Origin of the sequence: Pelatocladus sp. BLCC-F211 (genome assembly GCF_041928655.1) — a bacterium.
Classification (GTDB): Bacteria; Cyanobacteriota; Cyanobacteriia; order Cyanobacteriales; family Nostocaceae; genus Pelatocladus.
The window spans coordinates 31071-43932 of sequence record NZ_JBHFLM010000224.1 but is presented as its reverse complement, the minus strand read 5'-3'; the positions used below and the strand labels follow the sequence as shown (position 1 = coordinate 43932).

The window sequence follows — 12862 nt, the reverse complement described above, 5'->3', positions numbered from 1 at the left end:
GAATTTGTGTTTGCTAGCCAAATCTCTGCTCACCTCCGACGAGAACTGTTCTATACCATGTACAGCAATCCAGGCTGATTGAACAATCCAACTGAAGCTGCATATTAATTTTTCCCGCCTTAGCATTGACACTAACACTTTTGGGTAAATTTTATTTATAACAGTCATTTTCTAGCCAACAATCTCACAATAACTAAGATTCAAGAGCAAAGTATACTATTAGACAAATAGTTATTTACATTTAGCCATTAGAATTATGTGCTAGACAAGTGGTAAAAGAATAGAGAAGAGAGATCAGGGATAGGAAAATGGGAACAGGGAACAGGGAACAGGGAACAGGGAACAGGGAACAGGGAACAGGGAACAGGGGAAAGATAATTAGGATATTGTATTGATTATTGTTCCAATCCCCTATCCCCTATCCCCTATCCCCTATCTCCTATCCCCTATCCCCTATCCCCTATCTCCTATCCCCTATCCCAAACACCAGTTATTTTAAGTTTTCACATGGTTTAAATGGTGTTTTAGGATATTTGAAAAGATTTTTATTCAATCAATTCACCACATAATTAGCCTTGACACCCTGGTTTTTCCAACAATCCCATCAACCACCTGTCACAGCAGCATCTGCTGAACAAGCTTCCTGTCGATTTCAAGTTCGTGCAGCTACACCTGCTGATTTGACAAGCGTTGCTCAAATTATTGCTGAAAGCTTTCACTCCCAAAATGGTTTTTGGGCATGGGCATTTCCTTTGCTACGCTTAGGTATATATGAAGATTTAAGACATCGACTTGTATCATCTACATCCCACCATGTCTGTTTAGTTGCTGTTGACACGGCAGCCAATACAGCTAATAACTTAGTCGGTACTTTGGAGGTAGGTGTGCGCTACAGTGATTCTTGGACAGAGGTTGGCAGAAGTTTGCCTTACCTGTCTAATTTAGCAGTTTCCTCAAAGTATCGTAGACTGGGCGCAGCTTCTCAATTACTTCAAGCTAGTGAAAAATTTGTTCGAGAATGGGGATTTGAAGATTTATATCTCCATGTTCTGGAAAATAATCACCAGGCACGACAACTCTATCTCAAGTTCGGATATCGAGTGCATAAAGTGGAGTCTAATTGGAATATATTATTTTTGAAAAACTCGCGGCAGATACTATTGCATAAACATCTTGTACTCAACTCCACTAGCTAATTTTTAATTGATGAGCGCCCCACAAGAGGGAAGTCACGCATTCAAAAGATTTAAATTTCTTCGTTATGAATTGAAGAAACACTCTAAATTAAAAATCTCGATTTGATAAGGGTTATAACAAGTGTTGGTTCCAAGGAGTGATCATTTTCAACTTAACTTTATCATTCCTAAAAAAGGGTGTAAAAAAGCTTTGTGCTTGTTATAGTGTTTCACAAAAATTTTAATATAATTTGAATTTTTGTAGGGGCTTATAGTTCTACAGTCCTACCGATGTATTTGTATAATCAAAAAAGTTAAATGATATTAATTATATGTTTTCGTTTAGACTCAAATCCTTAGTTGAATAATTAAAATTAATTCATTACTAAGCTTAGGAAAACTTCCCTAGCTAACTATTCCATTACTCACAGTAATAAAAATTAATTAAAATTAATTTTTGTTTTGATCATAATAATTAAGTTTTATTAAAATAATTAAACATTCTTTTGAAGTTCGATTTCAGTTATAGTTTTAGCGGTTTATTTCTGCTAAAATTTGCTTTGAAAAATATAAATTTTATATTAGTTGTTAGATTATTTACAGAAACTTGTTAATATAGAATTACGAATATGTAAATCCAAATATTTTGGTTTTTTAGCATTTAAAGTTATTTAAATTCTGTCATCAGACAAAATGATATGTCTAAAAGGATAGAATTTTATGAGTGCTATACAAAACAGATTATTGTTTAAATATATTCAGTAAAAATACGAGCAGTAACCTGTCAATTCCTCATAATAACTTTGTATTAAAAATCTTCATCTTTATAGAAACTTTAAAAAAAGATACCAGTAATAGCAGACAAATCAATGTTAAATCTCATAAAATATGAATAACCAGTTACACAACAACCTCTATTAATGTTCATCGTTTAAGTTAGATTGAGCAAAAGCATCTTGTTAACATCAAAATAAAAACTTTGATTTAATAGCAATCTATCTATATTTAGGTACAAACTAGTCCCCAATTCATCCTCGTTTTGAAAGAAGATGGATAGCGCAAGAAACCAACGCTATCAGACTGCTATGGTATCCACTTATTACCCGGACACAAGTTTTCTTGACTATATTGTCATGCGAGATGGAACTGAGCAATCCTGTGGCTCGGATATCCTTACACAATTGTTGAGTAGAAAAGTTTTCATTGTTAATAGCCGAAGACGAAATGGTTTGATACTGTTTAAACGCTACCATACAGAGTTTGCTGGTCCAGGAGCAGCTGTAGGTGGCGATTATGATTGTGATTGTCAAAAAGTATTACCAATAGGAAATTTATCTTTATTAACTCCTGAAACAAATGAAGAGCGACAGAAGGCTTATTTAATTAGGCGACAGTGGATTCGGCTCATTAAACAGATTACAGAAAACCCTGTTCCTAGTCAGCGAGTTCAAAAGATTCTTGATCAATTTGAACAATATTTTCCACTTGAGATGGTGGAAAATTTGCCAGATGAAGCATTTGCATTATTAGTGGGTGTTTTACCACAAACGGTTTCCATAGTACGCCGCTTAGGCAGTGATGTAGATACTAGACTGATTTATTGAGCTTGTTGAGATTTGAAGTCTGGAAAGCAGTTTGGAATCGATTCAACACATGGGTATTTTCTTAAGAAATTCCTACTGTTATTCTTAACTATCACCAAATTTTCCTGACAAGATTGCTGTTAGCCTTGAATTGTCGATTGAGTTTTTGAGCTGCGTTTTGTGGGTGAGAGTGAGTTGGTTCAGATGCAAGTAAATTACGAAGACTGATCGAATGCGGGATTTTGAGTTTGTTTTATAACTAATTGTGCAGCTTCATAACTATAATTTAAAAATTTTATTTATTTCTACTTAACCTCTACTACAGGTAAACTCGAAATACTTGCCAATATGGCATACATAAGCAAACTCACTTCAGGGTAAGTTGCAAAATCGCCGGATTGACTGCCAAATTTCGGCTAGGACATTAGCTAAGGCGTGATCACTGTCTAATTCCACTAACTCTACCCAAGGACGTAATTTGGCAAAATCACGACTGGCTTGAATTGGGATAACCTCATCATTTTTTCCATGCAGGATGAGAGTCGGGATAGGGTGCTGTAATACTTCTTCTTGATATTGAGTCGCATCTGTGATGAAATCATAACTTAAAGGTAGCGATCGCTCTTCGCCATAGTGATAAACCATTAAATACTTTTGTTGTTGCCAAAGCTGAACTTGTGTATCTCCTAACTGGGGTAGCCAGTGAGATAAAAAACCAAAGGCGGGTGCTAGTAAAACGAGTCGCTGCACCTGGGGGTATTGCTGTGCTATGTAGGCAGCTGTTAAACCACCTAAACTCGAACCAATGAGAATTACTGGTGCAGCTTGAGACGAAGATGGTTCTATATCCTGTTTACCATCTGCTAATATTATTGACCCGACTTGATGAATTTGGCGACTAATTGTCAAGTGAGAAAAATCGTCACAATTAAAATCAGGAATTTTCACCTTGATTTTGCATTCGGCAAAGCGATCGCGTATGTAGCGAGCTTTGGCAGAATGAGGACTAGAAGCAAAACCATGAAGATAGATAAACTGGTTCACCATCAAGCTTTTGTGGGAATTGGAAGGGGGACAACTTCTCAGTTATCAGTTAACAGTTAACAGTTACCAGTTTAATTTGATCACTGATAACTGATAACTGATTCATGCCCAATAAACTAACAATTACCGCATTGTGACAAATTCTTCAGCTGCTGTGGGATGAATACCAACGGTGGCGTCAAAATCTTTTTTGGTTGCGCCCATGTTAACAGCGATCGCCACACCTTGAATTATCTCACCTGCATTTTCTCCTACCATGTGGGCGCCTAAAACTTTGTCAGTTTTAGCATCTACTACCAATTTCATCATGGTTCTTTCTTGAGCGCCCGTTAAACTGTGAAATAAAGGACGGAAACGAGTACGGTATATTTTGACTCCATCGTCTCCTAGCTTTTCGCAGGCTTGGGTTTCTGTGATCCCAACTGTTGCTGCTTCAGGTGTAGAAAACACAGCAGTCGGGACATTTTCGTGACTAAATACCCGGCGATGACCACCAAATTCACTATCTGCAAATGCTCGCCCTTCACCAATGGCGACAGGAGTTAAATTCATCCGATCAGTAACATCACCGACGGCAAAAATATTTTCTTGCGAAGTTTGACTGTATTCGTTCACAGTGATCGCATCTGTTGTGCTATATCCGGGACCTTCGATCGCACCACAACATGTTTCTACTCCAGCCTGTTCCAAACCTAACCCTTCGATATTGGGGGCGCGACCAGTTGCTACCAAAAACACATCAGCAATTACAGATTCTGCTTGATTTCCAGACAAATTAATTTTGTAACCTTCCGGGACTTTTTCCACTGCTTCCGCTACATGATTTTGGATGATTTTAATCCCGTGGTTGGTCATCCCTTCTTGAATATTGGTACGAATGTCTTCATCAAAACCGTTGAGGATGAGGTCTTTACGGACAATTTGGGTGACTTCGCATCCCAAACCACGCATAATGCAAGCAAACTCTGTGCCAATATAACCAGCACCAATAATCACTATGTGCTTAGGTTTTTCTTGGAGATGAAATATTTCGTTGGAAGTGATACCATATTCCATCCCCGGTAAATCAGGTTTGATGGGACGACCACCAACAGCAATTAAAATTTTATCGGCGGTGACTTTACGCCCATCAACTTCGATAGTGTGCGGGTCTAAAAGATTAGCATGACTGGGAATCAGTTCTACCCCAGCTTTTTCCAAGAAACCAATATGTAGTTGGGAAAGTCGTTTGACTTCCTTATCAATAGTTGTAATAAAATATTGCCAGTTTAATTCTGCTTCGCCTACCTTCCAGCCGTAGCCTGCTGCATCATGGAATAATGCCGGAAAATGGGAACTATAGACCATTAATTTTTTGGGAATGCAGCCACGAATCACACAAGTACCGCCGACTAAACTTTCTTCGGCGATCGCCACTTTTGCTCCGTAGCTAGCAGCACGCTTAGAAGCTGCTAATCCTCCAGAACCAGCACCAATGACAAACAGATCGTAATCGTAGGTCATAAATTTAGATGTTTTTTGCAAAAAATAAAAATTGATACCAATTTACCAACGAAAATAGAGAAATTTCACCAAGGTAAAATGGTATCTAGGACAAGAACGCTTGACAAAACACGTTCCAAATTACCCTCAACCATTATCTCGATCCTAGCTTTCTCATTCAAATCATAAAAGCTGACCAAATTTTAGATTTTAGATTTTGGATTGAAGATTCAAAATCTAGAATCTAAAAGGGTCAATGACTTTGACAGAAGTAAGTAAGTCGGTGGGATGATGAGGTAAATATATAAATTAATTGTCATTGATGATCTTGTGGTTGTAGTCTGTACCAGCTAAACCAGTGACGAACCGCTAACCAAACTGCGGAAAGAAAACCAGCTAAACTGAGGGTTAGTCCACTGTACGATACTAACAATCCAAATACGGGTAGCACAGCGCCAGCAATAGTACAAATCACCGCAGCCAAGGAAGTCCGAACATTTGTACCCAGTCCCCAAGTTAATACTAGTAAAACTAGAGAAATCAAAGTCCAAGCAAATTGGGGACTCATGACACGACTAGTGTAAGTCAAAGCCAGTAGACAGGCAAAGAATATACCACCAGCAACAGCGATGTTTTTTAAATTTATAGGAATAGATAAATATAGCAATAACATCCACCATAAGAATATTGCTGGCGCTAGCAATAATAGGCGGGGAAGCACACCTGTATTACGAACAGGGTTAGTATTTGTAAACACGCCAAATGGGTTTCTCACAGAAACATTATCGTCAAATACCCAAGTAAAGCGGGTACTTTGTCCTTCGCCTGCAATTTCCGTTGGTACAATACCACTAGCAAAATCAGCCCCTGGAAAGTTAGCAGTGGCTACCAAGCGAAAATTTTGGAGTAACTGTCCATTAGCACTATAAACCCAGCGTGACCCCCCTTGAGTTTTATAGGTAACTCGAAAGCTGGTTTCTTCCCCTGCTTGAAGACGGAAGGGAAAACCATAGTCACCTGGATTAGTTTGTTGCAGTCTATTACCGTCACGCTCTACTTTATAGCTGGAAAGCAGCGAATAACCGTTAGGTGGTGGTGTTTCAAAGAAAAAACTATCAATATCTTTGAGTTGATTAACTACTTTATAGTCTGCTGTATAGTCTACGCGATATGTAGCACGGCGATTTTGCACATCAGGAGTTTGATCAATTTTGACTTGAATTTGCGAACCAGCTAGCGTCAGGTAGCGATTTTCTTCTCGCGTCTCATTGACTTTAACAATTTTGCCGTTAACTTGCGTGGTGTAACTGTAGGGTACTTGCACTACATAACGTATTTGTGGTGCGATTTGTTCTAGCCTGTCACCAGCAACACTTTCTGCTACTTGTGCTACTTTTGCTTGTTCCCAATGGTGATATCTGTTACTCAAAGTTGAGCAAAGAAAAAATCCTCCGATTAATAAAATTAAAATTAGAGTTAAGTGTGGTAATCCTGATAAAATTTGTGAATAGCGAATTGCCCATTCATCAATAAAATTTGCCTGTTCTGATTGATTACGACGCAGGGAGAAGTTGAGCAGAGCGATCGCAATTCCCAAAGCAATAACTAAAAGTACTAATAATAGCGAACCTTTGAGGATATGATTTCCAAACTGGATCAGTTCGGTAGGATGCGTAAGATCAGGTATTCCCGGAATACCTTGAGCTTGTTCTGACATAAGAGAATTTTCGGAGAATGTGAATCATCAGACTGATAACATATCTCAGAAGTTTCTTACTTTTGATAAATCTATTTCTATAGATAGATGTTTGAAATCTTACTTCTCTCACTCTTCTAACAATTTCTGTATGAGTGTGTAAATATCGCCTTTATCACCCTCTTTTGGTAGTCCTAGGCCAACTACCAAAACCACCACTTTTTCAAATTCAACTTTATGATTCTGTAACGTTGACCTACAGCCCTAATACTACGATATCCCTTGAGCTTGTCAACTAAAGGTTTCCTCTGTTTTTTTGGATCTGTTTTGAGCTTATCTATGCGATCGCTTAAAGCTTGCTGTTGACGTTTATACTTAATACTGGTATACAATCATTGGTCAAAAGTTAAGTTATCGGTTGATGTGGTGCGTTATACTCACTTCGTTAACGCACCCTACAAGAGCAGGCGATCACACCCTTATCAACCATCATACTTGAGCGATCGCTTGACGTCGCACGTACTTAGTAGCAGCTTCAGTAACACTACCTCAGTATTGGAATGCGAAGTCGTTGCCCAGAAACAAGCACGGTTGGGTCGGGTCCAATCACATCTCGATTAGCCTCGTAGATGACATCGAACCTATTGCCATCTCCGTAAGCTCTCTCGGCTATCAAAAATAGATAGTCACCTGGTAGCACAATATATTCTTCACCTGGTATGGGTCTAGTGTTTGTTGGGAGTATTGGAATGTAAAGTATCTGCCCAGGAAAGAGCGAGCCAGGGTCAGATCCAATCACATTTCTGTTAGCGTCATAGATTAATGTGGAGAATCTTTCCTCACCGTAAGCTCTCTGAGATATCTTTGATAAATCGTCACCTTGTCGCACAACGTATGTTTTGCTAGGTACGGGTTCTTCAACTGGCGGTGTGGGGAAATTTTGAGGTAGGTTGGGCAAATTCTTCAGAAAACTGATACTCGGCGAGAAAAAGTACTCTCCCCCCTTGAGCTTGACAAAGTTTGCAAATTTGACATCGGCTTTCGTGGTAGGTTGATCCCGCTGTTTTAACCAGTTTTTCGGCGGCTGCGCCTCTTCTTGAACCACCGGATCTCGTTGACCAGGTAGGCTTTGACCGCTGACTGCATCCAATCCGGTTCTGTCGTAATTATTATTTTGTACGTTGCGGGATTGGGACATAGCGGGTTCAAGGAATACGGGATTGTTGGACCAGAACCGTTGAATAAACTCAAATTGTTCCCAAATATCAGACTGGTAACACATGAATAGCAACCCAACCCCAGCTGTAGGTAGTTTATCGAGGTTGCTAAAGTCGCTGAGTGGTCCACCATAAGTGACTCCGCGCCGTGTAATGCGATGTCCAAGCTCCTGTTCTTCGCTCTGAGCAAAAGGTCCACCTGCTCTGACCGATTCCAATCGGGGATTGGTCGTGCGAAGATGCGCCTGGAATGGGCATTTTAGCCCCACAGGGTCGCCAGAATAATCAAAGTCATTTAAGTTTGTACTCCCGTCATTCCCCTGAAGAACAAGTGGAGTGCCATCTTCAAAACGTCCCACTGCCATTGCTCCAGCCAGTTCGCGGGAAACTCTCAATTCTTTGCTCAACTCTAGTTCCGCCTTCTTAAATCCTTGAACATTTTGCTCAAGTTTGCGAAAGATTAGAAAACTGCCAAAGCTCACATTGGGAGTACCTAAGGGATCTGGAACCAGGACAAGATTGAGGGGAGCGCTGAAAAGTCTTTTTGCGGTTTCGCTTTTTTCCCGCTCTAAATCTTGCTTGAGAAAAAGTGGGTTGCCAACACCATCTGTAAAGCCAAAATGCTCAACAACAGGATCTTCGTTCTGATTGTTAAATTTGCGACGTATTATAGTACCTCGCTCGACAGTGGCAACCGTAGCAATACCCCTCAGCTTGTCAGTAATTTCTGATTCTTTGTTCTTAACATCTGTCAGCTTATCTGCTGCGATGATTATTAATGCATCAATATCCCTTTGATATGCAGTCTCCCAAGCGCTAAATGGGGGATCGATAAGTGCGTACTGCCGCCGCTTCATACCCAGTTGAAAGACTTGAGCGTAGTCATCATTAAGTTGTTCAGGGTTAGCTTCTCGTCGTTTTTGAAGATTGCTACCCTTCGGTTGATTAGAATCAAGAAAACCCAGCTTTTCGTACCCCGAAGAAGATAAACAGAAGTGTACAAATATACCACCATCAATTTTATTATTTCTCCAGGCATCGGCATCATCTAACTGCTTCTTGGCTGATTTAATATCCTGAGTGGCGAGTTGAGCAATCAATTGCCTGAGTGCAACAGTTTTTTGCGGCTCTCTCCTGGGGTCGGGGAAAGTTAAGAAAATGTGTAGAGATTCTTCTCTGCCATGTGACTTGAGAATATTACCTTGCAAGTCTTCAAGAACATCTTGATACTGGCTGTCGTTCTTGTCGATTGGTCTTTTATTTGAGTTGAGGTCTAGTGGCATTGTTTACCTCTTAAAAAACTAAGATTCCGATTCCGTGCTTACTGGGCGATGGCGTTTCAGAGGTCTTGTACCGAATCACAACTCCTGTGCGGTTGTAAACTCCCTGATTCGATATCGGAAATGGGTATGCCAACTACCACACACCGTTTGTTCGTTGGATTTATTCCAGTGGCATCCAAAGTCGCCAAATAAACTTTATAAACAACTGTGTAGTTCCTGCCGAAATCCGGCTGCGCTCGACGGATTTCCAAGATGACTTCGTTCTCACCGAGAGACGTTAACGCAATTTCAATACATTTCTCGATTAGTTGATCTTGCTGCACTGCGATGTCGTTACTCATGGTTATTTATCTCCTAGTTTTGGTTTTGACTACGTTTGGGGTTACAGTTCCTTAATCCGAATATTCCGGAACTGAACGACCTCGGTATGGCACTGCAAACCAATGAAACCTTCTGAACGCTTTTTCTTACCGTTACTGGGGTCAGCAAAGTTCAGAAGTTCGGAGAAAGTTCCTGCACTGACCAATTGGTTATTGAGTTTGACCTCAATCTCATTACCCTCCACTCTGATTTCATAGCTGTTCCAGTAGCCAGGATTACCAGAGTTGCGGGGGCTTAATACCTTGGCAGCCCATCTTTGAGCGGCGAAAACTTCGTAAACTGCACCTGTTTTGTGTAAGGGGCTACCGTAGATGTTATTGGCAAAGTCGTAACCGCGCTCGTCAATTTGGATTTCGGTGCTGGAGTGATAAAAGCTATCATCAAGAACCTTGGGTTCTGGCATTCGCAAGAAAATACCAGAGTTGGCTTCGATGTCGAAGGCTTTCCACTCCAACTTCAGGATGAAATTTTTGAATTTTTTCTGAGTAAACCAGAGAACGCCAAGCCCGACGTTCTTATTACCAACACCTGTACCCAGCACTGGGACACTCTGATTTTGGACATCGAAGAAGTTTTGGCTACCTGAACCGACAATTTCCCAGCCATCTGCTTTGAAGTTGCCGCGATAAAGGGTTTCAAAGCCTCCTTCGCTGCTAACATCCTGTGAGGTATAGCGTTCAATAATTGAGCGTGCAATCTTACGGGATAGGGTTAGTCCTGTGGGTACGGGATTTGCAGAACCAACAGTGGGGAAAATGGACTGATCTACGCAGTAGGCATTAGAGACGTGGTGGAAACGCCCATTAGCATCTGTGACGGATTTAGTGTAGTCAGTGCCCATCCAGAGGGTGCCAGATTCATGATAGGTAGTTCCAGATGGATCTTCGCCCCCACTAAAGAAATGAATCGGAGCGTTAGGATCGCCACTGCTTGCACTGCCTGGGGGCTGGTTAGCTAACGCCTCAATAAAGGCAAAAGCTGCTTGAGCTTGAGCCACTCGAACAGCTTTATCATCAGGTGTTTCAACTAAATTTACAAAGGCTTTAGGTATCCGCAGGGGCTGACCGTTCTCAAAGTACACATCATCGCCATTGCCGCCGAAAGGATTAACACTCATCCAACTGACGTTATTGTTGCTACCAATGGGGCTGGTTCTGTCGCCAAAAGTTTCTCCACAGGTGCGAATGCCGATAACAACTCTATCTCCTAGCCCTTCCTGAGCTTCGAGAATCGATTGCACATCATCTAAATTGGGTACCATCCGGTACAGAAACTCTTCTGGATTGTTAGCGGCACCACGGAAGGCTCCTGTATTCACATTGGGAGCAGCATAAAATTGAAAATGGAATTGCCCTGGTCCCTGTGATGTCTGGGTTGAACCTTGAACATGTAACGCGGCAGTTCTCAAAGTGGTATCAGTTGCTGAGAGTCCTAGAGAATTTCGGGAGACTCTCCAGACAAAGTTACCGCGAACGTGGGACATGAGATTTCGTCCCATCAACTCTCCACCAGGTGCTAACTGAGGGGGACGAGGGAAGGAATTTAAAGCTAGGCGTGTGGAGTTGATAGTATTGCCAGCGATGATCACTATAGCGCTGGGCTTGAGATTCAACCTCACGACACGAGCTTTGCTCTTATCCTTTGGTGCGGACGGATCGAGCAGAGCAATCACAACCTGGGTGACAATGCCATTGACTGTTTCTAGTTTGATAACTTCAGCGTAAGGAACCAGGAATAGCTTACTTGATTGATCTGGTTTCTCTTTGGCTTCGCGGATGGAGTCGAGTAATAAGGGCAGGCTGCTGAACTTATCAATACTGAACAAGCCTGAAACCGGTGACTCACCCTGCACGGCGATTGGCGGTGGCACTACTGCTTTGAGAGATGGGACACGCCGCTTTTCAATAATGTCCTTGCCACTTTTGAACAAGGCATCATACAAAGAGCCATTGATGAAGTCTTGGACAGGATAAGCACCGATTTCTCGCTCAATGAACTCATACCCATCAAACACAGACCCATCTGGTTGAGCTTTGCGGAATAGATACTCTCGAACATCGTCGGGCCAGAGATTAGCTCCATCTGCATCGACTTTCTCAACATCTGTATCGAGTAGACGTGGTGTCCATCCTCCCCAGAAGAGTGATTTGCCACCTATACAGCGATGGTGTTGGACAAAAGAAGAACCCTGCACTTGACCTGGATCAACTAAGTTTTCTTGCACAAGCGAACCGATATCGCCTACACGAGTTAGATTTTGAACATGTTCGCTAATCAGAAATGGACCAGACTCTAAAACCAAAACTCGTGGGGCTTGGTCTGGATTTGCCGTCCGGCGACCAAACTCGAATAGCTTGGTAGCGGTGTATGCACCATACATACCTGAGCCAATGACGATCGCGTCGAACTGACTCTCTGACTGAGCAGCCAGGATTTCTTCCCACGTATTGCAAACGAATCGAGCAACTGCATCCAATGAGAAAGTTGTTCTCTGCACGTCGGGTGTTGGCAGAGGTTGTCCTGAATCAACCAGTCTGTTCAAGGTCATAACAATTTTCCTTCTATACTCTCATCTGTTAACAAAGTGCAGTATGACATTCTGCTGTTAGAAATCATGTTTGACTAAGCGTTTGATTTGTGTATAGATTGCATCGGTTGTACTATTAACATTTAAATATTCACACAAAAATAAAACTGAAATTGCATCACTTAAAAATATGTGTCTTTAGGAAGAGAAGTATATTTTATTTACTCATTTATAAGTACTTTATAAGGTCATCAAAGTAATGGTTAATTTAGATCCGTTAACTCATACATAGAAGCCCAAAACTCAATCTTTATAGGGTATTTACAGAATTGATTCCACACATATACCTGGAATTTACGTATGGAGAAATTTTGGATTGGTTTCATTTCGATGAAACTAAAGTCGATTTCTGACTTTTGTATGATTTCAATGGGGCATATTTTAATAGCATAAGAAAAGTCATAAAATCTATAG

Annotated in this window: 8 protein-coding genes; 2 read left to right on the top strand and 6 right to left on the bottom strand. The window is 41.0% G+C overall.

Annotated features, from left to right (window positions below; translation table 11 throughout):
• Window positions 1-575 precede the first annotated feature (575 nt).
• The gene (locus tag ACE1AT_RS26560; RefSeq protein WP_374873859.1) at window positions 576-1196 is read left to right on the top strand and encodes a GNAT family N-acetyltransferase; all 621 of its coding nucleotides are present in this window, start codon (window positions 576-578) and stop codon (window positions 1194-1196) included.
• A 1028-nt stretch (window positions 1197-2224) separates the two neighbouring features.
• Complete coding sequence (locus ACE1AT_RS26555) at window positions 2225-2779, top strand: hypothetical protein (RefSeq protein WP_374873857.1); 555 nt, start codon at window positions 2225-2227, stop codon at window positions 2777-2779.
• A 351-nt stretch (window positions 2780-3130) separates the two neighbouring features.
• Here ACE1AT_RS26555 and ACE1AT_RS26550 read toward each other — a convergent pair whose 3' ends face one another.
• The 6 genes from ACE1AT_RS26550 to ACE1AT_RS26525 all read right to left on the bottom strand — a co-directional run bounded on the left by ACE1AT_RS26550 (window position 3131) and on the right by ACE1AT_RS26525 (window position 12409).
• Complete coding sequence (locus tag ACE1AT_RS26550) at window positions 3131-3805, bottom strand: YqiA/YcfP family alpha/beta fold hydrolase (RefSeq protein WP_374873855.1); 675 nt, start codon at window positions 3803-3805, stop codon at window positions 3131-3133.
• A 120-nt stretch (window positions 3806-3925) separates the two neighbouring features.
• A complete protein-coding gene (gor, locus tag ACE1AT_RS26545; RefSeq protein WP_374873853.1) occupies window positions 3926-5305 on the bottom strand; it encodes a glutathione-disulfide reductase in 1380 nt (459 codons plus the stop codon).
• A 295-nt stretch (window positions 5306-5600) separates the two neighbouring features.
• Window positions 5601-7001: a hypothetical protein gene (locus ACE1AT_RS26540; RefSeq protein WP_374873851.1), complete on the bottom strand. Its 1401-nt coding sequence runs from the start codon at window positions 6999-7001 to the stop codon at window positions 5601-5603.
• 523 nt (window positions 7002-7524) lie between these two features.
• Window positions 7525-9480, bottom strand: a complete 1956-nt coding sequence (locus tag ACE1AT_RS26535) for a Dyp-type peroxidase (protein ID WP_374873849.1) — start codon at window positions 9478-9480, stop codon at window positions 7525-7527.
• Between the two features lie 56 nt (window positions 9481-9536).
• Window positions 9537-9821: a hypothetical protein gene (locus ACE1AT_RS26530; RefSeq protein ID WP_374873847.1), complete on the bottom strand. Its 285-nt coding sequence runs from the start codon at window positions 9819-9821 to the stop codon at window positions 9537-9539.
• Between the two features lie 41 nt (window positions 9822-9862).
• Window positions 9863-12409: a family 16 glycoside hydrolase gene (locus ACE1AT_RS26525; protein ID WP_374873845.1), complete on the bottom strand. Its 2547-nt coding sequence runs from the start codon at window positions 12407-12409 to the stop codon at window positions 9863-9865.
• Between the last annotated feature and the right edge of the window lie 453 nt (window positions 12410-12862).

What these genes read in the sequence shown, in the direction of transcription:
- ACE1AT_RS26540 (WP_374873851.1), bottom strand. Translation starts at nt 7,001, where the DNA reads ATGTCAGAACAAGCTCAAGGTATTCCGGGAATACCTGATCTTACGCAT.
- ACE1AT_RS26530 (WP_374873847.1), bottom strand. Translation starts at nt 9,821, where the DNA reads ATGAGTAACGACATCGCAGTGCAGCAAGATCAACTAATCGAGAAATGT.
- ACE1AT_RS26535 (WP_374873849.1), bottom strand. Translation starts at nt 9,480, where the DNA reads ATGCCACTAGACCTCAACTCAAATAAAAGACCAATCGACAAGAACGAC.
- gor (WP_374873853.1), bottom strand. Translation starts at nt 5,305, where the DNA reads ATGACCTACGATTACGATCTGTTTGTCATTGGTGCTGGTTCTGGAGGA.
- ACE1AT_RS26555 (WP_374873857.1), top strand. Translation starts at nt 2,225, where the DNA reads ATGGATAGCGCAAGAAACCAACGCTATCAGACTGCTATGGTATCCACT.
- ACE1AT_RS26550 (WP_374873855.1), bottom strand. Translation starts at nt 3,805, where the DNA reads ATGGTGAACCAGTTTATCTATCTTCATGGTTTTGCTTCTAGTCCTCAT.
- ACE1AT_RS26525 (WP_374873845.1), bottom strand. Translation starts at nt 12,409, where the DNA reads ATGACCTTGAACAGACTGGTTGATTCAGGACAACCTCTGCCAACACCC.